The organism is Acidobacteriota bacterium (assembly GCA_016715115.1).
Classification (GTDB): Bacteria; Acidobacteriota; Blastocatellia; order Pyrinomonadales; family Pyrinomonadaceae; genus JAFDVJ01.
Genome location: JADKBM010000016.1, coordinates 125,951 through 152,522, shown reverse-complemented (window position 1 = coordinate 152,522; position 26,572 = coordinate 125,951). Strand labels below are relative to the sequence as shown.

19 protein-coding genes are annotated in these 26,572 nt (G+C 56.1%); 7 read left to right on the top strand and 12 right to left on the bottom strand.

Annotated features, from left to right (window positions below):
• Window positions 1–97 precede the first annotated feature (97 nt).
• From IPN69_18385 to IPN69_18375, 3 genes are all read right to left on the bottom strand, one after another.
• The gene (locus IPN69_18385) at window positions 98–1,339 is read right to left on the bottom strand and encodes an RDD family protein (GenBank protein ID MBK8812680.1); all 1,242 of its coding nucleotides are present in this window, start codon (window positions 1,337–1,339) and stop codon (window positions 98–100) included.
• A gap of 667 nt (window positions 1,340–2,006) precedes the next feature.
• Window positions 2,007–2,387 carry a DUF2203 domain-containing protein gene (locus IPN69_18380; protein ID MBK8812679.1) on the bottom strand — a complete coding sequence of 127 codons (381 nt, stop codon included), beginning with the start codon at window positions 2,385–2,387 and terminating at the stop codon, window positions 2,007–2,009.
• A 12-nt stretch (window positions 2,388–2,399) separates the two neighbouring features.
• Window positions 2,400–3,461 (bottom strand): peptidyl-prolyl cis-trans isomerase, encoded by a 1,062-nt coding sequence (locus tag IPN69_18375; protein ID MBK8812678.1) that lies wholly within the window; start codon window positions 3,459–3,461, stop codon window positions 2,400–2,402.
• A 184-nt stretch (window positions 3,462–3,645) separates the two neighbouring features.
• Here IPN69_18375 and IPN69_18370 point away from each other — a divergent pair, with 184 nt between their 5' ends.
• Window positions 3,646–4,314 (top strand): hypothetical protein, encoded by a 669-nt coding sequence (locus tag IPN69_18370; GenBank protein ID MBK8812677.1) that lies wholly within the window; start codon window positions 3,646–3,648, stop codon window positions 4,312–4,314.
• Between the two features lie 93 nt (window positions 4,315–4,407).
• Here the strand turns inward: IPN69_18370 and IPN69_18365 are convergent, their stop codons facing one another.
• Window positions 4,408–6,051 carry a lysine--tRNA ligase gene (locus IPN69_18365; protein MBK8812676.1) on the bottom strand — a complete coding sequence of 548 codons (1,644 nt, stop codon included), beginning with the start codon at window positions 6,049–6,051 and terminating at the stop codon, window positions 4,408–4,410.
• Between the two features lie 173 nt (window positions 6,052–6,224).
• Here IPN69_18365 and IPN69_18360 point away from each other — a divergent pair, with 173 nt between their 5' ends.
• From IPN69_18360 to IPN69_18345, 4 genes are all read left to right on the top strand, one after another.
• Complete coding sequence (locus IPN69_18360) at window positions 6,225–6,620, top strand: MaoC family dehydratase (GenBank protein MBK8812675.1); 396 nt, start codon at window positions 6,225–6,227, stop codon at window positions 6,618–6,620.
• Between the two features lie 124 nt (window positions 6,621–6,744).
• On the top strand, window positions 6,745–10,347 hold the full coding sequence (gene mfd / locus IPN69_18355) for a transcription-repair coupling factor (GenBank protein ID MBK8812674.1): 3,603 nt from the start codon (window positions 6,745–6,747) through the stop codon (window positions 10,345–10,347).
• Window positions 10,348–10,400: 53 nt separating this feature from the next.
• Window positions 10,401–11,777 carry a 1-acyl-sn-glycerol-3-phosphate acyltransferase gene (locus tag IPN69_18350; GenBank protein MBK8812673.1) on the top strand — a complete coding sequence of 459 codons (1,377 nt, stop codon included), beginning with the start codon at window positions 10,401–10,403 and terminating at the stop codon, window positions 11,775–11,777.
• On the top strand, window positions 11,774–12,610 hold the full coding sequence (locus IPN69_18345; GenBank protein MBK8812672.1) for a DMT family transporter: 837 nt from the start codon (window positions 11,774–11,776) through the stop codon (window positions 12,608–12,610). The genes IPN69_18350 and IPN69_18345 overlap by 4 nt, the downstream gene beginning before the upstream one ends.
• Before the next feature lie 229 nt (window positions 12,611–12,839).
• Here IPN69_18345 and IPN69_18340 read toward each other — a convergent pair whose 3' ends face one another.
• The 8 genes from IPN69_18340 to IPN69_18305 all read right to left on the bottom strand — a co-directional run bounded on the left by IPN69_18340 (window position 12,840) and on the right by IPN69_18305 (window position 21,484).
• On the bottom strand, window positions 12,840–13,472 hold the full coding sequence (locus IPN69_18340) for a class I SAM-dependent methyltransferase (GenBank protein ID MBK8812671.1): 633 nt from the start codon (window positions 13,470–13,472) through the stop codon (window positions 12,840–12,842).
• A gap of 41 nt (window positions 13,473–13,513) precedes the next feature.
• The gene (locus IPN69_18335; protein MBK8812670.1) at window positions 13,514–14,746 is read right to left on the bottom strand and encodes a BtaA family protein; all 1,233 of its coding nucleotides are present in this window, start codon (window positions 14,744–14,746) and stop codon (window positions 13,514–13,516) included.
• Window positions 14,747–14,947: 201 nt separating this feature from the next.
• A complete protein-coding gene (locus IPN69_18330) occupies window positions 14,948–16,048 on the bottom strand; it encodes an ABC transporter permease (protein ID MBK8812669.1) in 1,101 nt (366 codons plus the stop codon).
• A gap of 90 nt (window positions 16,049–16,138) precedes the next feature.
• Window positions 16,139–17,494, bottom strand: coding sequence for a glycosyltransferase (locus tag IPN69_18325; GenBank protein ID MBK8812668.1), 1,356 nt, complete (start codon window positions 17,492–17,494; stop codon window positions 16,139–16,141).
• Window positions 17,495–17,499: 5 nt separating this feature from the next.
• On the bottom strand, window positions 17,500–18,105 hold the full coding sequence (locus IPN69_18320) for a Uma2 family endonuclease (protein MBK8812667.1): 606 nt from the start codon (window positions 18,103–18,105) through the stop codon (window positions 17,500–17,502).
• A 32-nt stretch (window positions 18,106–18,137) separates the two neighbouring features.
• A complete protein-coding gene (locus tag IPN69_18315) occupies window positions 18,138–18,956 on the bottom strand; it encodes a hypothetical protein (protein MBK8812666.1) in 819 nt (272 codons plus the stop codon).
• Window positions 18,949–20,175: a glycosyltransferase gene (locus IPN69_18310; GenBank protein ID MBK8812665.1), complete on the bottom strand. Its 1,227-nt coding sequence runs from the start codon at window positions 20,173–20,175 to the stop codon at window positions 18,949–18,951. The genes IPN69_18315 and IPN69_18310 overlap by 8 nt, the downstream gene beginning before the upstream one ends.
• A 73-nt stretch (window positions 20,176–20,248) precedes the next feature.
• Window positions 20,249–21,484, bottom strand: coding sequence for a hypothetical protein (locus IPN69_18305; GenBank protein MBK8812664.1), 1,236 nt, complete (start codon window positions 21,482–21,484; stop codon window positions 20,249–20,251).
• A gap of 290 nt (window positions 21,485–21,774) precedes the next feature.
• Between IPN69_18305 and IPN69_18300 the strand changes: the two genes are divergently transcribed.
• Window positions 21,775–23,673 (top strand): hypothetical protein, encoded by a 1,899-nt coding sequence (locus tag IPN69_18300; GenBank protein ID MBK8812663.1) that lies wholly within the window; start codon window positions 21,775–21,777, stop codon window positions 23,671–23,673.
• Window positions 23,674–23,791: 118 nt separating this feature from the next.
• The gene (locus IPN69_18295; protein ID MBK8812662.1) at window positions 23,792–26,329 is read left to right on the top strand and encodes a hypothetical protein; all 2,538 of its coding nucleotides are present in this window, start codon (window positions 23,792–23,794) and stop codon (window positions 26,327–26,329) included.
• Window positions 26,330–26,572 lie beyond the last annotated feature (243 nt).

Here is a 26,572-nt window from a genome sequence, read left to right as displayed (position 1 = left end):
TTGGACCTTCGATCTTCGATCCCGGATTAAGTCAGAAATCCAAAATCTAAAATCTAAAATCCCAAATCCAAGACCCGTTCCGTAAAACGGTATCCGCCTAGTATTCCTCGCGGACGACGATCGTGCCCGAAAGCAGATCGTGCGCGGCGCGCTTCTCGTCGTTGAACAGCACCGGGATCAGTCCGAGCCCGCCGAACGCGAGCGACACGAGGTAAACGGAAGTGTTGACCGCCGCCTGATGGAGCGACGGATACTCTTCTTCTTCGATATCGAGCACTTCGAGCTGAAACAGCTTCATCCCGAGCGTCTGGCCGAAAAAGCCGACCGCCGTCGTTAAATAGATGAACATCACGATCGAACACGTCACGGCGAACGCCAGCAGTCCGGCGAGGCTGAACCAGTTTCCGCCCGAAAGCATCAGCGGCGCGAGCAGGATCAGGCTCGACCCGGCGCCGATGATCAGATCGAGCGCGGCGGCGTTGAAACGCGTTCCGAGCGGCGCGAGATCCTCGTCCTCTTCGAGTTCCGACTCGGACGATTCGAATTCGTAATCGTCTTCGTCGTCGAAATCGTCGGTCGCCCGCGAGATCGAGATCATCGGGGCGTCGGTCCGTTCGATCTCCGGCAGTTCGTCCGCGGCCGATCTTTCAAGGCTGCTTGAAATGATCGACGAATTCGGCAGCGGTTTGAGCTTGTTGGTGTCGAGATCCTTCTTTTCGATGATCGGCAGATCCTCGATCGACGGACGCGGGGCGAGCGTCGCCGGCGGCATTATCTCCGGCGGCTTCGGCAGAACGGACGCGTTTTTGGTCGCGATATAAAAAGGATAATGTTTCGCCGGAACCGGAGCGGATGCCGCCAACGCGGCCGCCGGGATTTCGGCTTTGGCCGGCTGAGCGGCCGTTTCCTCGGCAAGAAATCTTCGTCTCGATTCTTCGATGCGCTTCAGCGCGCCTTCGAGCTTGCCGTTCACGGGCGCGACGGCGGGTTCGCTGTACGCTACGACCTCAGCCTTGACCGCGGCCGAGCCGTTGGTCGACAGCACCGTTTGCGAAACGGCCGGAACGGGTTCGGCGGCCGGCGCCGGAAGTGAAGCGTCGCGGCGCTTTCGAACGGCGTTCTGCAGTTCGAGCCTCCAATCGGGAAGCGCGGCGTTTTTGTTCTGAAAATCGACAAGCGTCGGACTTGTCGGCTTCGCCGTGATCTCGGCCGTATCAAACTTCAACGGCGGAGTGGCCGGCGTCGGCGCGGGCGTCGGCTCCACCACAGGCGCGGGCGGCGCGGCGACGAACTTCAGCGGGGCCGGCGGCATTATCGGTTCGCGTTGGGGAGCGTTCATACTGTTTCTCGCGATGGGGGAAATCTTTTCGGTCAGTTCCTCACGAACGGAATCGTTCATCATCGCACCGCAACTTGGGCAAATCGATAAAGTTGATGCAAGAATTCGATTACAAACGGGACAATTCATAGGTGTGCAAAAAACTTGAAAAAACTGGAATTGCTGTCTGATGGATCAGAGAACCTTACGATATGATCAAAAACAGAGGCGATGTTATCAGACTTTACTTTAAGTCGTCAACAGTAAAGTTAAGCAAAAGTTAAACTTGGAGGGATTTGTTTTGAAGTTGTTCATTATCGATGCGAATGATCCCATCAACTTTTGTTTATGAGTTGCAGCCGGTGGGTCTTGAAGGCGTCGCTATTGGCGGCCACAGATGTATCGTTAGGATACGGATTGATCAATTTGTATCGTAATGCCGCAGGAGATTCGAGCCGTGAGCTTTGGGCTTTGAGCTGTGAGAGCGGTTCGAACTCGAAACAAACTTCCAGGAATTCCAAATTCCAAATTCCAAATTCCAAATTCCAAATTCCAAATTCCAAATTCCAAATTCCAAATTCCAGATTCCAAATTCCACATTCCAGATTCCAAGAATTCAAAATCCAAATTCCACATTCCAAATTCCACATTCCAGATTCCAAGAATCCAAAATCCAAAATCCAAAATCTCAAAGCGGCTGCCTTCCGGCGAAGCCGCCTTCGAGTTCGTGCCACCATTCGAGTTCGTCGGCATCGTCGAGCTGCCAACAGAGAAGCACGACGCGGCCTTCCTTCAGACTAGGAAAGTCGATCAGGCCGCGCGAATAGTCTTTGAGCTGGATGCCGGTTTCGTGCAGTTCGGTCGCAATGCGTCCGACTTCGTACAGCCGGTTGACGTATGCCGTACCGCCCGCCATTCCGCCGCCGCCCGAATCGTTGGCCGCCGCCGCCGCAAGCTTGGCATTGTCGCGATAAACCGCAAGAGACAAGTATTGCGCCCGAATCTGTTCGAGTTTCGGGCGCAACATCGGGATCAGCTCGTTAGCTTCTTCGATCGTAAAAAGCTTCATTTAGGTCAATGTCTATTTGGCTGGCTTCTTTTCCTCGGTCGCCGCGCTCTGATTCAAAAAGTACGGCGTAACGATCGGGCGATAGTTGTCGTTGATCTTGATGTAGGATTCCTGGCGGAGGTCGGTCATATATTCCTTGCGTTTGGCGTCAAAGACCTCGGTCGTCATCGCGCGCCGAACTTCGGGTTCGTCGAAAAAGGACTCCTTGCTCGCTTCCTTTCGATCGTCGACGCGGAAGATCTCGATTCCTTCGACGAGCTCGATCGGGTCGGTGACGCCGCCCTTCGCGGTTGCTCCGATCGGTCCGAGACATTTTTCGCAAATGCGCTTGAGTTCCGGAATCGGAATCGAACCGACCGCGCCGTTCGTTTCCTTGACATCCGGACGATCCGAATTATCGGCCGCGGTCTTGGGAAAGTCGCCGCCTTTGCGGAGATCGGCGACGATCTGTTTCGCCCGCTCGCGAACCGCAGCCTCGTCGCGGCCGGCGAAGCTCAGGAAGATCTCGGAAAGCGTCACGACCTCGGGTTTAAGAAAACGTTCCTTGTTCTTTTCGAAGTATGCTTTGACCTCTTTTCCGGTCCAGCCCCAAAGCGTCTTTCCGTAAACCTCGCGGTTGACGACGAAGTCGATCGTGAACTGCCGCCGCCAACTCTCCTTGACTTCCTGCGGGTCAAGACCCTGTTTCTCCATTTCTTTGTACAGCGCCTCGATGGTCTTCAGATTTTGCTGTTTCATAATGTCGAGAAACCGCCGGTTGACCTCGGAATCGACGTCCGATTCAACCCCGATCTCCTTGCCCTTTTGCATCAAGAGCTCTTCTTCGATGATCTTCGCAATCACCTCGCCTTCCTTGCCTTTGATCTCGGCAGTCGCAGCGTCGCGTGTCTTGCCTTGTTCGACCATCGCATCGACGCGAAACTTCATTTCACGCTTGACGCGCGAGAGCGTGATGACACCGTCGTTGACCTGGGCGACGACTTCGTCGACCACCTTTAGTTCGGTTTCCTGCCCGAGCGCGTTGAACGCGAAAAGGAATAAGATAGTGATTATTGCCGAGCTGATTCGTTTCATACTGTTCATTGATTATTGACTCAACTGAAAATCTTAAATTTATTGCCTGTAATATGCAAACTGAAGGGTTTGATGCGGCATCCGCGACCGGCGTTTATCGGCGACGCAAAAAAACTGGAACGTTCTTGAATTGAATGTTTTTAATAATTAGGCGACTCCCGCGCGCGCTCCGATCCCGACTCCGATGAAAAAGAAATGTCCAGACTGTAATCTCGTCAACTTCGCGACGGCCGCTGAATGTCTGCGCTGTCAGCGCAGCCTGCGCGAAGTTTCGAGTTTCGCGGTGCCGGCACGCAACCGGGAACGTTCGTTCGGCGCGGTTCTCGTGCGGCGAGCCTCCGTCTGCGTTTTCGCTATCGCGTTCACGCTCTTCGGCTTCTATCTTTCGCTCATCGGATCGGCCGAGCGCCTCGAATACGACCAGAAAAAGACGGTCGGTCGAGCGATCGATATTCTCGATGAAAAGGGTTTTTCGAGCGAAGTCACTCTTCTGCGGTACTTTAGCGCATACCGCGGCACAGACAACTGGCTGAATGCGTCGGTCGAAAAGGAAAATGCCTACGCCGCGACGAACTTTCCGTTCGAGATCCTGACGATCTATCCAGATTTTTTCAACGTGCCGGTCGACGACACCGAGCGCGCCGCGATACTTCTGCACGAGGCCCAGCATCTGAAGGGCGCCGACGAACCCGAAGCCTACAAATTCGTCTGGAAGAACAGGAAACGTCTCGGTTGGACGAAAGAGACATACGTGAATTCGGTCGTCTGGCGCAACGTCCGCAAGCAAACCCGCGAGATCGTGCCGGAACTCTTCGCCTGCGAGGAAAAAGAATTTTCCGATTGCACGGAATGAGCTGATTTCGGATTTCGGATGTGTGATTGGGGCTTTTAGATATTCCAGAATCCACAGATTCCACATTCAGATCCCTAAATCCGAAATCCCAAATCACACATCCGAAATCCGTTGCTCCGGCCGAAGATGCGGGAAAAGGATGACGTCGCGGATCGAGTGCTTGTTCGTCAAAAGCATCACGAGACGGTCGATTCCGATGCCGATCCCGGCCGCGGGCGGCATACCGTAGCTGAGCGCGCGGATGTAATCTTCGTCGAGCACCATTGCCTCGTCGTCGCCTTTTTCCCTTTGGTTCATCTGGTCTAGAAACCGCTCGTACTGTTCCTGCGGATCGTTCAACTCCGAGAAGCCGTTCGCGACCTCCATTCCGTTTATGAAAAGCTCGAAACGCTCGGCGATCGCCGGATTCTCGGGCGACGCCTTAGAGAGCGGCGAGATCGATTTCGGGAAATCGATGATGAACGTCGGCTGAATGAGGTTCGGCTCGACGTGTTCTTCAAAAAGAGCCACAAGATTCTTGTCCGTTATCTCGGCGCCGGGCGCGTGCTTTCCGACCGCGTCGTGCATCGAAATCCTCTCGAACTTGCCGAAATCGATCTCTTTTCCCTCGTAATTCGCGACCAACCCGCCGGTCGCTTTCTCGACCGACTGCCGCAGCAACGTCTCGCAAAAATCCATCATTCCGTTGACATCCATATAGGCGCAATAGAATTCGAGCATCGTGAATTCCGGATTATGCTTGTACGAGATGCCCTCGTTTCGGAAATTGCGGTTCAGTTCGTAAACCTTCTCAAAGCCGCCGACCGTCAGGCGTTTGAGATAAAGTTCCGGCGCGATGCGCGCGAAGAGCGTGATGTCGAGCGCGTTGTGATGCGTGACGAACGGTTTCGCTGCTGCTCCCGTCGCCTTCGGCGTCAGCATCGGCGTTTCGACCTCGATATAGCCGTCGTCTTCCAGGAATCTGCGAATCGACGAGATGACCTTCGCGCGGACCTCAAAAACCTGACGCGTCGTCAGTCCTTCGTGTTCGACCTGAAGGCTCGAAGCGATGAGATCGGCGTAACGCTGACGCTGGCGGATCTCGGCGTCGGCGATGCCGTGCAGCTTGTCGGGCATCGGCAGAAGCGATTTCGAAAGGAACTGGAGTTTTTCGACGTGGATCGACAATTCGCCCGTGTTAGTCAGAAACAGAAATCCCTCGACACCCACAAAATCGCCGCCGTCGAGGAGCTTGAAGATCGACCAACCGGAGATTGATTCGGGATTTGGGATTTGGGAATTGGGATTGTTCGAATCGGAATCTGAAAATCCAAAATCGTTTCTCACTCCTGCCGCGTCGTCCTTTCTGACGTAGATCTGGATGCGGTTCTTGCCGTCGCTGAGATGAACGAACGCGGCTTTGCCCATTGTCCGCGGCGTTGTCGTCAGGCGGCCCGAGACGCGAACGTTGCCGAATACTTTCAGCCGTTCGTTGAGCGCGTCCCTGATCTCGGCGTGCGGACGTTCGCCTTCGGCCAGAGTCTTGATATGCTCGCCGATCTCGCCGACGACCTCGGCGACGGGCGCGAACGCGATGATGTCCGAGATCGTGTCCGTTCGTCCGGAAATGCTAGTCCGGTCGAACTTGTTCGGATAGACGTTGCCGACCAGTTCCTTAAGCTCGCCAAGATGCTCAAGACGCGCCTGAACCTGGTCGTTGTTTTCGATGATGCCGGCGCCGGTGATTGAATTTGACATAGCCGAGTAGCGATTTTGGATTTTAGATTTTGGATTTTGGATATGCCGCACAGTCTTCCCGAAATTGAAAATCCCGTTGGTCCAAATCAAAACGTTGATTATAGTTTACGGGTTCGGGCAACGGCAATCGAGCGATTTGAAAAGATGTTTCGTTCGTGCGAAAGTCAAATCATATGGATTTGAAAGTCGGCGACGTTTTCAGCGTCACAAAAGAGGTCACGGATGAGGTCATCCGCAAGTTCGCGGACGTTTCGGGCGATTACAATCCGATCCATCTCGACGACGATTTTGCGTCGAAGACGCGCTTCGGCAAACGCATCGCTCACGGAATGCTCGGCGCGGCGTTCATTTCGGCGGTTCTCGGCTATGAACTCAGCGAGCGAAAGCTGGTCTATATGTCGCAAACGCTGCGCTTCATCGCGCCCGTGTTTCTCGGCGACACGGTGACGGCGAAGGCGGTCGTGACCGCGATTCGCGAGGACAAGCCCGTAGTGACGATCGAAACGACCGTTTCGACGCCGAACGGCGACTGCATCACCGGCGAAGCGAAGATCTTGATCCTGGAGTAGGTTTCGCCGCGAATTTCACGAATTTCACGAACGGCGCGAAATCAGATGCGTGCGACCGAAATCTGCGCTCAGGTTGCGGCAATTATCTGACTTTGTCCATTCGCAGAGTTCTTTGCCAGAGAAAATGAACGGAGAAACGGACCAGTTTGAACGCGTTTGCGCCGAAATTCGGCGCGGCGGTCGGATTGTGTCGCTTGCGGGCCTGACATCGACTGCCGCGAAGGCGTTCGTGCTGACCCGCATTCGGGCCGCGCTCGGGAAAACCCTCGTCGTCGTGACCGACACAAACGGGGAACTTGAAACCATCGAGTCGGACCTGGCGTACCTTTTGGAAAAACAGGCACGAAACGACAACCCGGCGCCGGCTGACGCCCACTCGCAAATCGCAAATCGAAATTCGCAAATAGTCTCGCTTCCGTCCTTCGAGACCGACATCTATTCGAATATCTCGCCGCACGCGGAAACCTTGGAACGCCGCGCTCTGGCACTCTGGCGGCTGGCGCAGTCGACGCCGGACCTCGTCATCGTTTCGGCGAAGTCGCTGGCGACCCGAACGACGTCGCCGGGCGAGATTCGCAAACTCGGCGCGGTACTCGCGCGGGACGAGGATTTCGCGCCCGAGGAATTGGTCGAACGCCTCGCGGCCTGCGGCTACGTTCGCGAAGAGCCGATCAAGAACGTCGGCGAGTTCTCGGTTCGCGGCGGGATCGTCGACGTCTGGTCTCCGGCGGCTGAAATGCCCGTGCGTGTGGAGTTTTTCGGCGACACGGTAGATTCGATCCGCGAATTTGACCCCGATACGCAGCTTTCGACCGCACAGCTGACGCGGATCGAACTCGTTCCGATGCGCGAGTTCTCGGCAAGCCCGTCCGATTTTCGCGACTGGGCGTTTTTCGCGCGCGAGAAATTTGACGATGACAAGGATGCGCGCGCCGTTCGCGACCGAACCGAATTTGCGGACCACGGCGAATCGTTTCCCGGCTGGGAGTTTTTGCTGCCGCTGACCGCTCCCCGCGGTTCGACGGTTTTCGATTACCTGAAAGACGCCGTTTTCGTGATCGACGAGCCCGGAATGGTGGAGCAGACGCTGGCCGGATTTTCCGACGGATTGGGGAACCGATACAATGAGATCCGCAGCGCGGGCGAGCTGGCGCTCGAGCCGTCCGAACTCTTTTTGAGCGGCCCGGAGCTCCGCGAAGGTCTTTCCGGCGCGACTCGTCTCGAACTACGCGCGCTCGGCAAGGCCGCGGCCGGCACGGGCGAGGAGATCTCGGATTTCGGAACGGTCGAACCGGATTCCAATGACGGCGAATCCGGCGAACCAGCCCAAAAATCGCAAATCGCAAATCGCAAATCGCAAATCCCGATGTTCCTCTTTCCGACCATCGAAATCGATTCCGAATTCGAGATCGGCTCGCGCGCGACGCGCAAGTTTCACGGCGACATCGCGGCGTTCGTCCGCGAATCGAAGGAAAAGCTCGAGGATTACTCCTTCGTTTTCGAATCGCTTGGGCTGGTCGAACGGTTCACCGAGATCCTCCGCGATTACGACGTACAGGTGCCGGCGCGAAACCTCAACATCGGGGAGCTGTCGAGCGGCTTCGAAATCCCTTCACTCGGAATTACGGTGTTTACCGAGATCGACGTTTTCGGCGAGAATCTTCAGCGCGAGGCCGCGAAGCCGAATCCGAAAACGCAGATCGCCAGCCGCAAAGCGCTCGGAGCTTTCATCTCCGACTTTCGCGACCTGAAACAGGGCGATTACGTCGTCCACGTCGATCACGGCATCGGCCGCTTCGAAGCGCTTCAGACGATCGCCGCGCAGGGAAGCGAGCGCGAGTTTATGCTGCTCGTCTATGCCGATAACACGAAACTTTTCGTGCCGGTGGAACGGCTCGACCTCGTTTCAAGATACTCGTCCGGCGAAGCGACGCAGCCGTCGCTCGACCGGCTCGGCGGACTGGGATGGCAAAAGACGAAGGCGAAGGCGAAACGCGCGATGCGCGATATGGCCGACGAGCTTTTGCGGCTTTATGCCGAACGGAAAATGGTCCAGGGCTTCGCTTTTTCGGCCGACGCGCCGTGGCAGAAAGAGTTTGAGGACGCGTTCCCGTATCAGCTGACGGTCGATCAGGCGAATGCCATCGAAGACACGAAGGGCGATATGGAAACCGCCGTGCCGATGGACCGTCTGGTGATCGGCGACGTCGGCTACGGCAAGACCGAGGTCGCGATGCGCGCCGCGTTCAAGGCGGTGATGGACGGGCGTCAGGTTGCCGTCCTGACGCCGACGACGGTACTCGCGTATCAGCATTTCGAAACCTTCAAAAAGCGCTTTGCAGCGTTTCCCGTGTCGATCGATCTCCTGTCTCGATTCCGTTCGGCGAAGGAACAAAAAGCGGTCGTCGAGGCGGCTGAGAATTCCAAGGTCGACATCCTGATCGGGACGCACCGCGTCCTTTCGAACGACGTCAAGCTGCCGAATCTCGGACTCGTCGTCGTCGACGAAGAGCAGCGGTTCGGCGTTGCGCACAAGGAAAAACTCAAGCATTTGAAGAAAAAGGTCGACGTTCTGACGCTGTCGGCGACGCCGATCCCGCGGACGCTCAATATGTCTCTGCTTGGAATGCGCGATATGTCGGTCATCGAAACGCCGCCGCGGGACCGGTTGGCGATCAACACGCAGGTCGTGCAGTTTTCGGAAGGAGTGATCAAGTCGGCGATCGAACTCGAAATGGCGCGCAACGGCCAGGTCTTCTTCATCCATAATCGTGTCGAGACCATCGAAACGATCGCCGCGCACGTCAAAAGAATAGTCCCGAACGCGCGGATCGTCATCGCTCACGGTCAGATGAACGAGAAGGAAATGGAGCAAGCGGTGCTCGATTTCGTCGATTTCAAGTTCGACGTCCTGGTCGCGACGACGATCATCGAAAACGGCATCGACATCCCGCGGGCGAACACGATCATCATCAACCGCGCCGACAATTACGGGCTTTCGCAGCTCTATCAGCTTCGCGGACGCGTCGGACGCTCGAACCGGCGGGCATACGCATATCTGCTGATCCCGGCCGAGATCGAGTTGACGCCGATCGCGCGGCGCCGCCTGAGTGCCATCCGCGAGTTTTCGGACCTCGGGGCGGGATTTCGGATCGCCGCGCTCGACCTCGAACTTCGCGGCGCCGGAAACATCCTCGGCGGCCAGCAATCGGGTCAGCTCGACGCGCTCGGTTTCGATCTTTACACGAAGATGCTCGAGCGGACGATCGCCGAACTCAAGGGCGAGGAGATCGTCGACGAGATCAGCGTTTCCATCAATCTCGGCATCGACGTCGCGATCCCGCAGGATTACATCAGCGAAACGTCGCAGCGTTTGCGGACATACAAACGAATCTCGTCGGCCGAGTCCGAAGAGCGGTTGACGGCGATTCACGCGGAGATCGAAGATCGTTACGGACGCATTCCGGAATCCGTCAACAACCTCTTCGATTACGCGCGGCTCCGAAAACTGGCCGAATCGATGAACATCGTCTCGGTCGACAAAACGCGCGAAGGCTTCGCCGTCAAACTCAGCGAGCACGCGCGCGTCGCGCCGGAGAAACTGATGGAACTTCTCGCCGGGAACGACAGCGCTTCGTTCACGCCGAACGGCGTTTTGCGGATTGCCGGCGACGCCGAGAATCCGATCGGCGCGGCGCGGCGCGTTTTGGAACAGATAAAGGCGTAGGAATATCAATCACGAACGAGACTGAATCAATCAAAGTTCTTCGCTGGTGGGATATGCTCGTGCTCGGCAAGGGCTCGATCGCGCGGCAGCTGCTCCACGCCGTCATCAGCATCGCGTTGCGTTTGTTTTTCCGGCGGATCGAAACGTCGGGCGTCGAGCGGGTCCCGACGGACTCGCCGGTGATCTTCGTCCTCAACCATCCGAACGGTCTCGTCGATCCGGCGCTCGTTTTCGTTTCGCTTCCAAGGCGCGTTTCGTTCCTCGCGAAATCGACGCTTTTCACGATCCCGATCGCCGGGGCGCTGATCCGCGCGCTCGAGGCGTTGCCCGTTTATCGGCGCGTCGATGCCGATGGCGATCCGGAACGGAACGCGGAGACATTCAACGCGTGTCGCCGGTTTCTTGCCGAGAATCGATGTGTCGCGATCTTTCCGGAAGGGCTCTCACACGACGAGACCAAGCTCAAGCCGGTCAAAACGGGCGCGGCGCGGATCGCTTTGGGCGCGCTCGGAATCAAGCGCGAAGGGTCGGAGAAACTCGATCTCAAGATCGCGGCCGTCGGACTGTTTTACACGTCGAAGACGGCGTTTCGAAGCGAGGTCCTGATCCGTTACGGCGAAATTCTCGACGTCGAACCGGTGGCGCTCGACGCGGATCTCGAGCCGCCCGCGGACGCGGTCCGTCGCCTGACCGAGCGGATCGAAACCGCGCTGCGTGCCGCGACGCTAAACCTCGAGAGTCAGGACGAACTCGACGCGGTGCTCAAGGCCGAGGCGCTTTTTTCGTCCGTCTATCGCAACCTGCTTTTCAAGAACACGCTCAACGATTCGTTTCGCAGGCTTCAAAACCTCGCCGAACGATACGAGCTCCTCGGCCGGAATGATCCCGAACGCAAGGCGGCGCTCGGGAAACGTATCGAAAAATATGAAGCCGAACTTAGCGCGAGCGGTGTCACGTCGGAGAGTCTCTCGGTGCTTCAACATCCGACGCTTTACGTCTTTCGCTTCCTTTTCCTGCGCCTGTTCGTGATCTTACTGCTGTCGCCGCTTGCGATTCTCGGCGCGGTGGTCCACTCGCCGGCTTATGTGTTCTCGAATTTCGTAGGGTTGATGTTCCGCACGCACGGACCGGACTCTGCGGGTTCGACCTTCAAGATACTCGCGGCGATCGTCCTGATGCCGCTGACCTGGCTGATCGTCGCCGGCGTTGCGTGGTATTTCTTTGGGTGGCAGATAGCTGCCGCATCGGTGCCTTTGACCGCGTTGTGCGGCTACATTGCGCTTCGCAGTTCCGAAACCTTGATCGATCTCAAGGTCTGGCTCAAGTCGGTTTGGCTCTTGCTGCGCCAGCGGGCCTTGTTTCTCCGGCTCCTGCTCGAACGCGAGGATCTGAACCGCGAGATCGGCGATCTGATCGACAACGGCAAATGAAAGCGTTCGCATTTACAACCGTCGCCCTCCTCTGCTTTGCGCTGAACTCCGTCCTTTGCCGGATGGCATTGCGCGGCGGCGAGATCGACGCGACTTCGTTCACGGTCGTCCGGCTTGTTTCAGGGGCGGCCGTGCTATTCCTGCTGGCGCACGCGTTCGGCCGCCGCGACGCGGGCGAGGACAACGGAAACTGGGTTTCGGCGCTGTTTTTGTTCGGGTATGCGATTCTTTTCTCGTTCGCGTATCTTGGACTGACGACCGCGACCGGCGCGCTGATCCTTTTCGGGTCGGTTCAACTGACGATGATCTTTTGGGCGATTGCCCGGGGCGAATCTCCGCGGCGGCTTGAATGGGTCGGGCTGTCGGTTGCGTTCTGCGGTCTCGTCTATCTCGTCCTTCCCGGACTCGAGTCGCCGCCGATCGCGAGTTCGATATTGATGGCCGTGGCCGGCGCCGCTTGGGGTTTTTACACGCTTCGCGCCAAAGGCGTCAAGAACCCGCTGTCGACGACCGCCGGCAATTTCGCGCGTTCGCTGCCTTTTGCGGCCGTTGCGGCGTTGCCGTTCCTCGGGAATCTCAAGATATCGTTTCGAGCCGCTCTGATCGCCGCAGTTTCCGGGGCGATCGCCTCCGGGATCGGTTACGCGGTTTGGTATGCGGCGCTCCGGTTTCACACACCGGTCCGGGCGGCGGTCCTGCAGCTCGCGGTTCCGGCGATCGCTGCGGCGGGCGGAATCCTGCTTCTTCGGGAAGAGTTTTCGGTCCGGCTTTTGCTGGCGAGCTTGCTGATACTCGGCGGAATCGGAATTGCGATACTCGTTCGACGCAAATAGCTTGGAGTCTCACGCGCACAACTAAAAAAAACGACAAGGGAACTTTGAAAAACCTGCTTGATTGATGCGACAGGCCGTTCTTGACAGAACACGGATGGGGCCGGATGATTTGAGACCAACTCGGCGCCATTACGGTGGAAAAAAAATATGATTTTATCCCGCCAATCCGCGTTCATCTGTGGTTAAACTGTCGCCGATTTCCTTCAAGCGGGTATTTCAAAGCTCCCGACTATTGAATCTGGGCTTTCGTAACCTCAACGATCAAGGCATATCTTCGATAGAGCGGATCGACCCGAAATTCGATCGAGCCTTCGTCGCGCATCGTTTCAAGAAACGGGATCAACTCTTCCGGATAGCGCACGTGGAATTTTTCGAGCCAGCCTTGAAGCAACGTGCGAAACCACGCCGGCAGGTCGTTTTGATCGAAAAAATCGACGATATGGAGCTTTCCCTCGGGTTTGAGGTTCTCGATTGCGTTTCGGATCGATTCCCTCCAGGGCGGGATGATCGAGACCGCGTAGCTGAAAAAGCAATTGTCGAATCTGTCGTCGAGGCCGAACGTCCCGTCAAACGAAAACTCATCGGCGAGCGCCGTCCGGAGTGTGATGTTCGACAATCCTGCCGCGTCGATCTTCTTTTGCGCGGTCCGGAGCATTTCCGCCGAGGCGTCGAGACCGTAGAAATGCGATTCAGGATGTTTTTTCGCGAGAGCGATGAGATTGCGCGCCGTTCCGCAGCCGAGTTCGAGAACGCGGTCCCCGGGCGCGATCTTCATCTCGGCGATCAGCCGGTCGCGTCCGAGCAGATAGTACTTGCGCGTCAGATCGTAGAAGAAGCGCTGATGGCGGTACATCCGATCCATCCGCTCGAATTGGGAACTGGGAAATTGGGATTTATCGTCCATCACGGTTTGAGAACGTACAAATGGAAACCGCCGTAGATAGAGGCGCGGTCTTGTTTGAAGAGTTCCTCGGACCGATCCTTCTCGTATTCGAACCGATCACACAGCGCCTTCGGCAGATTCGATTCGACCGGCGAATTCGCTCCGGCCGTACGAAATATGATTCGGGACCCGGCGGCGCCTTTCGCGGCGATCGCGGACCAAAGTTCGGTCATCGTTTCGGCGTTCATCCAGTCCTGAGCGTCGAGAAAGACGAAACGGTTGAAATGTCCCGGCTCGGATCTGTCGATCTCGTCGGTTATCGAACCGATCGCGGTTGTGAGCCGTCCGGCATTCTCTTTCAGCCGTTCATAATTCTCAGCCTTGAGATATTCCGGAATTGCCTGCCGGTTCTCGGTGTCGTAGCGGCGCGCGAACGCCTGCCACGCGAAATAGTTTTCGTAGATCGGATAATCGACCGCGAGGCGCCGCGCGCGGTCACGGTAGATATCGATCACCGAACCGCCGTCGAGATCCTTTTTGAGTTCGGCGTATTGCTGCGGCGGAATTCCGAGCCCGAACATCGTTACCGGAAGTTTCCCGACCGCCTTGATGAAAAGAGAATCGAAAAACGGATTGACGAATTTCTCGAACATTTCCGCCTGTTCTTCCGGCGATTTTGCTTTCAGGACCTCTTCGGGACGGCATCCGAGGACGCGCGCGAATTTGTGAAAAAAGCGTAGAAAATAGCCGTTACGGGAATGTTCGTAGAGTCCGCCGTTGCGAAAGAAGTTGATCCGTCGGCCGTGCGTAAGTTTTCCGACGAGCGAACTCGACTCCCAGAACTTCCGGGTTGCCTTGTCGAGATTCGGCGCGATCCATTTTTCGTAATCGGCAGTCGTTTCGTCACTCTTACCGAATCCGAAAAACGCGAAAAACTCCGCGTGGCCGGGCAAATGTTTGAGCGCGGCGAGTTTGAGATTGAGAAGGTAAATGTGATGGCGATTGAGGTCGACCGCCGTTACGGACCGCGGGCCGGCGAGCAGATAGTTGAGCGCGTTGCAACCGCCCGACGAGATCGTCAAAACGTTGGATTCGGAATCGATCCGCAGCGCTTCGAGGTCGACCCGCGGGTCTTCCCAGATCTGATTGTAAACGAAGGCGTCGAACCAGACCGCGAACAGCTTTTGCAAAACGCTCTGCCGCTTCGAGGCCGCCGGTTGGATAACCGCATTCTTGACCAATTTTTTCGTCATCCGAGGATTAAAGATAAGAATTCGAAACTCCGAATCTCCGCAAATCGCAAAGCTTCAAATTCCAGATTCCAAATTCCAGATTGGGAATTCGGATTCCAGAATTCCAAAAATCAGATCACGAATTCAAAAAATCGCAATTCCCAAATCGCAAATCGCAAATCGCAAATCCCAAATATCCCAAATCACAAATCCCAAATCGGCTCACTCATTGACCATCACCTCGACCGGGTCGATGGTCGAAGCCTTCCAGGCCGGATAGAGCGCGCCGAAAAGGCTGCCGCCGATCGCGATCAGCGCCGCCGTCAAGATCCAGCCACGGCTGAATTCGAACTGAAGTTCGAAGCCGCTCTCGATCAGGTAAGAGGCGATGAACGAAACGGCAAAGCCGCCGATGACGCCGAACAGCCCGATCAGAAACGCTTCGCCTTCGATCACACGGATTATGAACGAACTCGACGCGCCGAGCGATTTTAGAATTCCGATCTCTTTGCGGCGTTCGGTGATCGTCGTGTACATCGAAAGCAGGACGAAGATCGTCGATACGAACGCCCCCAGTCCGACAAGCGCCCGGAGGAACGTGTTGAGCGCCGGAATACGCTCCTGGGCGTCGATGACGAGGTCGCGCGTCAAGTTGATCTTATTGCCCGGCAATCGCTCGTTGATGCGCGACGCGACCGCGTCAACATCAGCTCCATCCTTCAGTTTGACGAGGATGTACGTGCATTTGTTGGGCGCTTCCAGCGCTTCCTGCATCGCGCCGAGCGACATCTTGATGCGCGAGCCCGATGGCGGCGCGAAAATGCCGACGACCGTATATTGACGATCGCCGAAAAGCTCCATCGTATCGCCGATTTGGCGATTATCCTCACGAAGCTGACGTTCGTCGACAACGATCTCGTTCGCCGCCGTCGGCGCACGGCCGCCGATGATCTTCATCTCGTTCATCGCCGCGAACGGTTCCCAATCGACCCCGTCGAGCTGCAGGATTCCCCAGCGACCCTTGGTGTTCGGCGTGATGTAGCGGATCACCGGAACGGTCGCGCCGACACCTTCGATCTCCAACAACTTCTGTGCATAAGTTGTCGAGACAGACGCGTTCGAAGTCGTCAGTTCCATCGCGCCGACGCGCGTGAAGACGATCTCGGCCTTCCAGTTCGACGCGCGCTTCGCCATATCGTTCGTCATCCCGCGCGCAAGCCCGGTGAAAAGTACGACGAGGACGACCCCGAGCGCGACGCCGATGATACTGATCAGCGTCCGGAACGGCCGAACCTTTAGATTTGCAAAAACTAGTTCCAACATAATACGGCTCAGTTATCAGTTATCGGTTATCAGTTATCAGCTTTCAGTTATCACTATCAGCTATCAGCTATCAGTTATCAGCTTTTTCAGTTATCGGGCCAACAATCCCAAATAATCGAACCTCTTCGATTCTTCCAAATCCGTAAACAATTCCTTTCGACGCTGGAAATCTTCGAACATCCGGTCGTAAGTTGCAAGAAGATTGTCGGTCGATTTAACACGCGTGTTCGCAAGCGCCGTTTCGACCGCGTTCGCCGTGCGCCGGGCGGTTTCCTCGGGCTTGGCGACGATCGAACGCACGGTGGCGGCGAATTTCGCCCCAGACGGTTCGACGAGCCACGCGTTGTCTTCCGTTGCATAGGACAAGATCCCGCCCGAATTCGGCGCCAGTGTCGGCGCGCCCGAGACCATTGCTTCGAGCGGAGCGATTCCGAACGGCTCGCGCGGATTCGGATGCACGAAGACGTCGGCGTTCGCATAGTAATCGGCGAGCGTTTCCTTGTCGAGATGGCCGAGGCAAACGATCTTGCCGGGGAAAAGCTTCGCGGCCTGAGCCTTCAGCCATTCCTCTTCCGGGCCGGCGCCGGCGATGAGCAAACGGTAATCGTTCCGCTCGTCGGCCGCGAGTTCCTTCATCATTTCGACCAGCAATCCGATGTTCTTTTCGGGCGAGATACGTCCGGCGTACAGCAAAACGGTCGATTCGGCCGGAATTCCGGCCCGTTCGCGCATCTCGCGCCTGACCTCGTCGCTCCGGCGGTCGGCGCGAAAGATGTCGGCGTTCACGCCGCGCGGACAAACGAAGATGCGTTCTTCGATCGGAATCCGCGGGGCCTTGAAAAAACGCCAGCAGAAGTTGAAAAACCGGCCCGAACGATGCGGATTCGTTTCGGTCTTGTAGGCGTTGTAAAACTCCTCGGCGGTGTAAACGGAATTGGCGATATGAAAGTCGAAGTTCGGCAACGTGTAGTTTCCGATGACGCGGCGCGCGAACCAGTGGCCGAGCTTGCCCGAAGTCAGAAACGATCCGACGTTGTCGTCCATCCGTTCGGCGCTGAAATGCACGAGCATCGGCCGTCCGAGTTTCTTGAAGCTGTTGGTCCGGATCATCACGCCCAGGAGACTCAGCGTGTACTTGTCGGTGACCTCGATCATATCGGGCATTTCCGCGAGCAGTATTTGGCGGATCGGCGAATCTTTGACCATATACTGCCAGGGCATCATCACCCGGTAGCGTTTGTCGAAAACGGGCGAGTACTTTGCCGGCACGTAATAGATCTTCGCGAATTCGTTGACCTGTTCCACGGCGGATTCTTCCCCGGGCACGACGAGCCGAACTTCGCGCCGATGACGCGCCGCCGCGTCGAGCAGATTATTGAAACTCGTGCTGATCCCGCCGGAGTTCTTGTGATAGTAATTTGTGATGTGAACTGATTTGATCGACACTGAACCTACCCTGCGAAAACGTCTTCCAGCGCGACGCTCCAGTCCGCGAGAACATTCGAAACCGCCGTTTCATTCGCTCCGTAGAGGCGTCTTTGCCACACCGGCCCGCCGTTATGAAAATTCCGGTTTCGTATTTCGACCGTCCCCGTGTCCGGATCGATCAGCCACAGTTCCTCGACGCCGAGCGCAAGATAGGTGTCGGCCTTCGACGTTCGGTCGTAAATGCCCGAACTTGCAGAGATGCATTCGAAAACTATCGTCGCCGACGAGCGCCCGTCCGGCGTTTTCCGTTCGAGTTCCTCGGACACAAACATCATATCCGACTCGAGATATGTTCCCCATAGATTCTCAAAAAACATTGCTTCACGGGGATGGTAGACGTTTCCGTTACTGTTTGTGGCTATCAGAAAACGCATCAATGAACGGTTCAATGCGGCAACAATCTTGCCGTGTTGTTTTGTCGGTGGAGGCACAATGTGAAGAACTCCTTCGATTAACTCGAAATGTGATCGATCGTCAGGTTCCGGAAGTTCCCAAAATTCAGCGAGAGTGTAACGCTTGAGCATCGGCGAGTAGGCGATGTTGGTTTGGATGGACTCCAGTGATTGCATATCGCAAGGTTAGCAAAAGGCCGGGCAAAATTCTAATGCTTCGTGGCGTGGATTCCGCCGCGCGTCGGCACGATCAACGACAGAACGATGGCCAGAACGAGGAGTATCATTCCATCGATGCCCCAGTATTTCAAGAGGGCGATCTCGCGGCCGTTGTTGTAGGTCCAGGCGGCCTTGTTCGTCACCGCCCAAATGAGCATTTGGGAGAAGATCCCGAATGAGGCGATCGCGATGACGACCGAGAGATACGCTCCGCGCCTGAACAAAGATGCGACCTCGTTCGGGATGAACGCGATGAAGTCGAAGATCAGGAAGGGAAGCCGCGTCAGGTCGTGAAACAGCGATCGGCTGCCTTCTTCGCCGACGATCATCACGTTCCGGCGCATAATGAATAGTGTGAAAAGCGCGGAAATGATCGAAACGCAGATCGAGCGGACGATCGCTTCGTCGGTATGATCGCTGGTGCCGGTGAAATACGCGAACGCCGCCTGAAAAGCGAATTCGAAGATGTGGCTGATCAGCGGGACCGCGAGGAGAATCGTCAAAAGTGCTTTCCACGCGGGTTCGACGCGCCGGAAAGACTGGATCATCGCGCCGCTGATGCCGGCGAAGACGAAGCGATAGACGAACTGAACCAATGCCGCGCCGATCGCCAGTTTCAATCCTTCCTTTCCGACGAGGTAAGTGATCAAAAAGATCGGCGCGCGGAGAAGTCCGCTAAGAATCGCGCCCTTGTAATTCCAATAGCGGATAAAAAGCGAAGGGTTTTGGCGGAGATTGCTCCAAGCCTCGCTGACGGTAAAAGTCGCAGCTTTCTTCGGCGTTTTATCAATCGCGGCCTCGTTAGTCATTCGATCTTTTTGCAATTTCTTTCCGTTCCGCAATTTTCCGCCGGTTTTCCGCCAGTGTTACCTTGGCTTCAGCGTACGCCTCATAAACTTTGTCGAACACCGCATCCCACGAGCGCGAAAGCGCGAACTCCCGGGACGCTTTTTTCATTGCCGCCAGTTTCTCCGGATCGTCCAACAACTCGATCGAATACTTGACGAAATCATCGAGCGAGTGGGCGACGTGACCGGTCGTGCCTTCCTGAACGATGAATTTCGGACCGCCCTGATCGGTGACGATGCACGGGACCGCGGCCGCATTCGCTTCCTGAACGACGTTGCCGAAGGCGTCGGTGTCGGACGGGAAGATGAAAACATCCATATTCGCATAGGCTTCCGAGAGCGCTTCGCCTTCCAGAAAACCGGTGAAGTCGGCCTGCTTCATCGACTTTTCAAGAAAATCACGCTCGTTGCCCTCGCCGATTATCAGAAATCGAAAGTTCGTTTTTCCGGCGTCGAGCAGTTTCCGTTCGAGATCCGCGAGCAACCGGACGTTCTTTTCAGCCCGCAAACGTCCGCAGAATCCGAATCGGACGATGCCGTCGTTGATCGTTCGCTTTTCGGGCGAAAAGATCTCCGTGTCGACTCCGCGGATCATCAGACGCGCCTTGCGTCCGGTGCCCGTTTCCAGCATTTCGACCAACTCATCGTTCGGCGCCAGCAGGATCTGGGGCATTTTGTAGTAGAGTTTCGCGCCGTCAAGTATCTTCCGTTCGAGAAAGTTCGTGAATCCGAACCGCTGTTTTTCGGGCACGAAACCGAGCCGCCCGCGCAGGCGGCGCGCCGCGTATTCGTGGAGGTTCGTGTGCCACGAACCGACCATCGGAAGCCCCATTTTCCACGCAAGGTACGCGCCCATAATGCTGATGTCATTAAGGCCCGTAATGTGAAAAACGTCGGGTTTGAATTCTTCGAGCGCTTTCCGGACGCGGTTCGTGTGACGTTGAAAAAGCGGGTCGTATTTGAGCCCCTCGTCCATCGCGAACGACGTTACCGAACGCTTCAGTCTGACGAAAGTGATGTTCTCGTCCTGAACCGTTTCGGTCTTCGGCGCGGCGTGGACGACGAGGAACGGATATCCGCGCTTGCGTACAAACCGCACCAACTTGTTACTTGTCATCGCCACGCCGTTGACTTCCAGAAACGAGTCCGGAAAATAGGCGACACGCAAAACTTCCTTCACAATAACTTGAAAAAGCTTAGAGGCAGTCTCGAACAGACCGCCTCCAAACGAAAAAGACACCTTAGTTCGATTCCTATGAAACCGCATCGGAAGAAAGGCTCTTCGGAGCGATCTCTTCCAAATTCGGAATTTCAAATTTCGTTTCGGCCGCATCCTTCGGAACGCGGTCCCGTTTCTTTCTCGCCGCCTCGAAAAACGGACGCATTTTCGGGCTTCCCAGAAAACCGAGGGTCCAGATCGCCCAGCGAAGCCAGGTCGGCCCGCCCTTTTTCCAGCCGTAGGCCGAAAGCGGATTCAAGCCTGAACCGTTCCCGACGTCAAAGAAAACACGATCGAACCAACGTTGGCGTTCCTCGGGAAACTCCGGATATAGCTTCAGAATTTCCGAGAACGATTGCAGCTGGCGCGAGTGCAAAGGTTGTTTGTACTCGGGCATCAAGACAACCTCGCTTCGTTTCTCGACGCGGATCTCTTCGACGAACTCGTCGAACGATTTGCTGTTCGTCAGATTGATGACCGTGTTCGGTTTGCAGCCGTGACGGTCGCCGCCGGTCGAGATCGGTATCCCGAGCGCTTCCGCCATTTCGATCACCGCTTTATTTTCGGACCAGGTCCGGAAACCGTTTATCTCCAACGCGTGGATCCATTGGCCGTGCTCGCGGATGAAATGCCGGAGCAGAACTTCGTGACGCTCCTTGCCGACCATTTCAATGTCCCACAACGGATGATTCAGGATCACGAGCACCTGCGGTATCTCGCCAAGCATCGCGAAAAGCTCCGAAAGCCGTTCGTTGGACGGATTTTCGTCGCCGCTGAAAGTGTATGCCAAAAGATCCTTCGTGATCTCGACCGCCCGATCCTTCGGCAGGTTATGGACGCCGACGTGAAAAAAACCGTATTCGAACGGAACGGTCCATTCGAGCGAGATCGGCGCGTGCGACAGCTGCTTCGTCTCGCTGTTGCGCATATTGCCGTCGATGCTGTCGTGGTCCGAAAGCGAGACTATCGCTTCGAGGCCGGCCCCTTCGATCTGGGTCTTCTCGATCTCGTAAACATCGTGGGCGGTCATCGGCGGCGACCAGTAAGCGGTCGAAAAATCGATGCCCTTGCCCTCTTTCTTCTCGTATTTGTCGCGTTCTTTCCGCCAGAAGTACGCGATTATCGGTAGCTTTTCGGCATAATGCGGAACAAAATCCAGCATTTCCTTGGAATGCTCCGTGTGGCAATGGAGAGAGACGCCGGCCTTGGCTTCCTTGCTGAGATCTTCAGCCTGGTGCAATATATGGAGCCTTGTTCGTCTTAAATTCATCCTACTTCTCCGCTGTTCACGCGCGTGCTCAAACGTATAAAGCTAGCAAATCCTGGAATCGATGTAAATTGAACGCTTCCCGGAGGCAGAACTCAACGTAAATCTCCGTGTCAACGATGTCGGAACTGGAGCGCGTCAAACAAAGCCGATTTTAACACACGCGCGAATCAAACTCACAACCCGCCGCCGGTCTAAAAAAGTGTCACAGACGGGACGCCGCCGGTGTATCTCCATCGTAAAGGGAAGTTCATTTCCTGTTCATTCAACATTAATTCAGGAGTTATACCGTAATGTCTTGGCTATTTTCTTTATTACTCGCAAGCGGAATTCTGACTTCGGACGCCACGTTGCCCGTCCGGCAAGATCAGTTTCAGAACGATAACAAACCGGCGACCGCCGCCGCGGACGAAACCGAGCGTTCCGAGCAGACCTATCCGCTCAGCGCGAACGGCCGCGTCTCGGTTTCAAACGTGAACGGCTCGATCACGATCGACACCTGGGAAAACAATCAGGTCAAGCTCGAGATCGTCAAAACGGCGGACTCGAAGGAGTGGCTTGAAGATGTCGAGGTCAAGATCGACGCGAAATCAGATTCGCTGACGATCGAGACCGAGTATCGAAACAGGGATCGCGGAAGCTGGAACCGAATGGGAAAAGTCGTCGTCGATTATCGTCTGACGGTCCCGAAAAACGCGGTTCTCGACGAGATCGAGACCGTCAATGGCTCGATCAGCATCACCAACGCGCAAAATGTGACCAGGGCAAAGGCCGTCAACGGGCAGGTCCGGGCACAGAATCTGCGTGGCGTCGCCGATCTTTCGACAGTCAACGGAGGCGTTGTCGCCGACTTCGAACAACTCGCGGGCAGCGGAAACATCACGCTCGGCACGATAAACGGCTCGGTGAGCCTGACGATCCCGTCGGACGTCAACGCGACGGTCAAAGCCGACTCGATGAACGGACCGATCACCAACGATTTTGGGCTTCCGGTTCGAAAAGGAAGATATGTCGGCCGCGATCTTTTCGGCAAGATCGGCAACGGCGAAGCATCCATCAAACTGAACAGCATCAACGGCCCTTTGACGATCAAGCGCAAATCCGACGGCCGCAATCCGAATCCGGTGGTCGACCTCTTGCCGACCCGATCGAGCGAGGACGAGTCGGACACGCTCGACGTGCCCGATGCCGAAGAACTGTCGAAGATCGATTCGGAGGTTCGGAAGGCGAACAAGGAAGCGGTCAAGGCAATGGAAGAGGCGCGGAAGGAGTTTGAAAAGGCCCGTCCCGAGATCGAAAAGGCGACCCAAGACGCGATGCGCCAGTCGGCGGAAATATTTGAGCGTTCGAAGGAACTCATCAAGACCGAGGAATTCAAACGAATCCGGGTCGAAGCGGAGCGGATGAAGCGCGAGATGCGCGAACGCTTTCGAAATGCGCGTTTTATAGGCGGACCGCCGGTTATTGACAAGAAATCGGAGTCGTTCGACGTAAAAGGTGTCCCGACGGTCACGGTCAAGGCGGACGACGCCGAGATCAGCGTTCGCGGTTGGGACCGGCCGGTGGTTGAATACACGGTCACCCGGATCTCCGAGAACCGGGCGCCGAAACCGCTTGAGGTCAAGGCGGTGAGTTCGGGATCCGATGTCAACATCTCTGTCGAGAACGAGGCCGTCTGCGAAGATTGTCCAGGCGGCGGAGCAAGCGTGCGGATCGAGGTGATGGTGCCCAGGAAATCCAACTTGCGATTGACGTCCGATGGCGAGATCAGGCTGGAGAACGTTTCCGGCGACATTCGCGTCGAAGGCGGTGACGAAGCCGTAAACGTTCGTGACGTCGACGGCAAACTCGCGGTCAAAAACACCGACGGCCGCGTCCGCGTGATCGGTTTTCGGGGCGATGCCGTGGCCGAAACGGTTGACGGCGAGATCAGTCTCGAAGGCGAATTCGACAGCTTTCGCGCGGAAGCCGTCGACGGCACCGTGATCCTGACGCTGCCCGGGTCGCCGAACGCGACCATCACATCGAACACGCGATCGGTCGAAGCCAACGGGCTGCCGTTTGTCTTCGTTGGAAACGAGAGCGAAAACTACACCTACAAACTCGGCGATGGCGGCAACAACTTCACATTCTCCGCCGAAGACGGCCGGCTCGTGATCCGAACCTCGATGAGCATCAATTCGGCCAATTGAGATGTCCAACAATTAGGACTTTTTGTGAAACTAATTCGTTTTGGCGTCGTTCTAGTTAATTGACGGCCTGTTTTCTCATCGCATTCATACCATTTATTTGACGACACAGAGGTGACGTATGAGAGTTGTATTTGCTCTGCTATTTTTTCTTGCGCCTTTATTCATTGTTCAAGGGCAAACGGTTCAGGGCGGCAATGCCAATACCGATGCGGCGGTTGTGGATACGAAAGTTGACACCAAAGGATCGAAGATCGAGGCACCTGCCGAAAAGCGCCGCCCGATAAAGATCCCGAAGATCGAAGCCGTTCCCGTGATAGACGGAAAGATCGACGAAGAGATCTGGAAACAGGCCGCCGTCTTCAAGGATTTCTACCAGACGAATCCCGGCTACAACACCGCGCCGTCGAAGCCGACGGAAGTCTATGTCGTTTACGACGAAAAGCATTTGTATATTGCGTTCAAGTGTTGGGACGAGCGTGACAAGATCCGAGCGACGGTCGCGAAACGCGATCAGATATTCAACGAAGACAATGTCCGTGTCTGGCTCGACACCTACGACGATCAGCGTCGCGCGTACATTCTCGGATTCAATCCGCTCGGGATCCAGCAGGACGGGATATTTACCGAAGGGAGTCAGCAGGGAGCCGACTTTTCTGTCGATATCGTGATGGAATCGAAAGGCGTCATCGAAGACTGGGGCTGGTCGGTCGAGGCCAAGATCCCGTTCAAATCGCTTCGTTACGCGGCCGGAAAGGGCAAGAACTGGGGTTTCAACGTGGCGCGCAACATCGACCGCTTGAATGACGAGTTCGACCAATGGTTGCCTGACGACCGCGATGTCTCAGGTTTTCTCGTCAAGCACGGAAAGATCTCCGGGCTCGATGAGATCAAGTCCGAGCGGACGCTCGAGATCGTTCCGAGCATCACGCTCTCAGAAACCGGGCGCCGGACGCGAACGTTTCCGATATCGACGGTTAACGCCAACGGCTATCACCCGGTCTTCAATCCGAACGGAATTCGGGATCCGGGCCGTTTCGTCAACGAACCTGTCAAACAGGATATCGGAGTGACATTGAAGTACACGATCACGCCGAACATCACGCTCGACGCCGCGATAAATCCGGATTTCGCCGAGATCGAGGCCGATGCGCCGGTCGTCACAGCGAATCAGCGTTTTCCGATCTTTTTTCAGGAGAAACGCCCATTTTTTCTTGAAGGAAAGGACATCTTCGATTCTCCGCTCCAGCCGTTTTACTCGCGGACGATCGTCGATCCCGATTTCGCCGCGAAACTGACCGGCAAGATCGGAAAGACATCGTTCGGTTTTCTCGCAGCCTCGGACAACGCCCCCGGCAACTACTCGGAAGACGAGCGGAATGATCCAGTGATCCGGCCGCGGATCGATGAGTTTGTCGACAAGAATGCGTTTTTCACCGTTTTGCGAGTGAAACGCGACTTTGGAAAAAACAACAACATCGGATTCTTCGGCACGGCCCGCGTTTTCCCCAAAAACCGGAATTTCGTCGGCGGGTTCGACGGAACGTACAAGTTCGACGACCAGACCGTGATGACGTTTCAGGCGCTCGGAACCCACTCGCGGAAGTTCTTCTACGACCCCGAACAGGATCGCGCGCAGTACCGCAGCGGCAACGGGTTCGCCTACCACTGGAGTCTCGACCGAACGGCGGACACGAGCGGTTGGTACATCGAGGCTTCGGGGCGGACGTCCGATTATCGCGCCGATTCGGGCTTTACCCAACGGACGAATACGAATTCGATCCTGCTCGCGAACCGGTTCAGCACGAAATCGAACCCGAAGGCGACGATCATTCGCGCCAATTGGAATCAATTCGCGCGGCTCGGGTTTGATTGGCAGGGAAGATCGCAGAACGGCGTCGCGGGAATGAACCTGAACTTGAATTTGCAGGGAAACACGTTCATCTATACCGAAGGCGGTGTCAGCTACGAACGGCTCTTCGAAGAGGAATTCGGCCCGAAGCGCGCCGCCAACCGGGCCGGCGCCTTCTTCGGGAATTCCGAGCGGTCGGCCTATCAGCCCTATTTCAGTTTCAACATCAACAAGAATTTCAACAAACGGTTCAACGCGTACGGTTTCATCGGTTCGATCTTTAATTCTTTCGACTATGATTTCGGCGCCGGCGGCAGTTTCGACCGCGTCAGTCCGGCGTATTTGGCGTGGCTCGCCCGATTTCAGCAGAACCCGAACACGGCCGGCGACTATCCGGGGCTCGATCCCGGAAAGGGTTATCAGTTCGACGCCGAGGCCGGACTGGAATACAAGCCGACCGATCCGCTTCGGATGTCGTTCAGCTACCGGAAAAGCCGCTTGAAACGGAACGATTCCGGACGGGTCGCGTTCGATACGAACATCGTTTCGATCCGTTCCACGTACCAGTTTTCGAGGTTTACGTACACCCGTTTGCGGCTCGATTACGACACGCTGACCCGCAACGCCAGCGGGCAGGTGCTCTTCGGTTGGAACCCGAATCCCGGGACGGCCTTTTATATAGGTTACAACGACAACGCGAACTACAACGGTTTCAGCCCTTACACCGGGCAGTTGGAGCCGCGCTTCGAACGCAACAGCCGGACGTTCTTCATTCGCGCGTCGTACTTGTTCCGTAAAAGCTTCTGAGACTTTTCCGACAGACTCCAAGTTAACGGCAGACGCATCCGCCGCGTTGCGGATGCGTCTGCAAAAATCTGAGATCTGAAACATCTGAAATCTGAAATCCGAAATATCCGAAATCTGGGATTCCAGATTCAGGAGCTCTTAAATACCGGCTCGAGGGAAATCAGCGGCGTTTAACCACAGATGAACACGGATCGGCGGGATGAGTTCATATATATTTTAGACCGTGATGGCGACGAATTCGTC

Coding starts and splice junctions, on each gene's coding strand:
- IPN69_18385 (MBK8812680.1), bottom strand. CDS start 1,339: ATGAACGCTCCCCAACGCGAACCGATAATGCCGCCGGCCCCGCTGAAG.
- IPN69_18380 (MBK8812679.1), bottom strand. CDS start 2,387: ATGAAGCTTTTTACGATCGAAGAAGCTAACGAGCTGATCCCGATGTTG.
- IPN69_18375 (MBK8812678.1), bottom strand. CDS start 3,461: ATGAAACGAATCAGCTCGGCAATAATCACTATCTTATTCCTTTTCGCG.
- IPN69_18370 (MBK8812677.1), top strand. CDS start 3,646: ATGAAAAAGAAATGTCCAGACTGTAATCTCGTCAACTTCGCGACGGCC.
- IPN69_18365 (MBK8812676.1), bottom strand. CDS start 6,051: ATGTCAAATTCAATCACCGGCGCCGGCATCATCGAAAACAACGACCAG.
- IPN69_18360 (MBK8812675.1), top strand. CDS start 6,225: ATGGATTTGAAAGTCGGCGACGTTTTCAGCGTCACAAAAGAGGTCACG.
- mfd (MBK8812674.1), top strand. CDS start 6,745: ATGAACGGAGAAACGGACCAGTTTGAACGCGTTTGCGCCGAAATTCGG.
- IPN69_18350 (MBK8812673.1), top strand. CDS start 10,401: ATGCTCGTGCTCGGCAAGGGCTCGATCGCGCGGCAGCTGCTCCACGCC.
- IPN69_18345 (MBK8812672.1), top strand. CDS start 11,774: ATGAAAGCGTTCGCATTTACAACCGTCGCCCTCCTCTGCTTTGCGCTG.
- IPN69_18340 (MBK8812671.1), bottom strand. CDS start 13,472: ATGGATCGGATGTACCGCCATCAGCGCTTCTTCTACGATCTGACGCGC.
- IPN69_18335 (MBK8812670.1), bottom strand. CDS start 14,746: ATGACGAAAAAATTGGTCAAGAATGCGGTTATCCAACCGGCGGCCTCG.
- IPN69_18330 (MBK8812669.1), bottom strand. CDS start 16,048: ATGTTGGAACTAGTTTTTGCAAATCTAAAGGTTCGGCCGTTCCGGACG.
- IPN69_18320 (MBK8812667.1), bottom strand. CDS start 18,105: ATGCAATCACTGGAGTCCATCCAAACCAACATCGCCTACTCGCCGATG.
- IPN69_18315 (MBK8812666.1), bottom strand. CDS start 18,956: ATGACTAACGAGGCCGCGATTGATAAAACGCCGAAGAAAGCTGCGACT.
- IPN69_18305 (MBK8812664.1), bottom strand. CDS start 21,484: ATGAATTTAAGACGAACAAGGCTCCATATATTGCACCAGGCTGAAGAT.
- IPN69_18300 (MBK8812663.1), top strand. CDS start 21,775: ATGTCTTGGCTATTTTCTTTATTACTCGCAAGCGGAATTCTGACTTCG.
- IPN69_18295 (MBK8812662.1), top strand. CDS start 23,792: ATGAGAGTTGTATTTGCTCTGCTATTTTTTCTTGCGCCTTTATTCATT.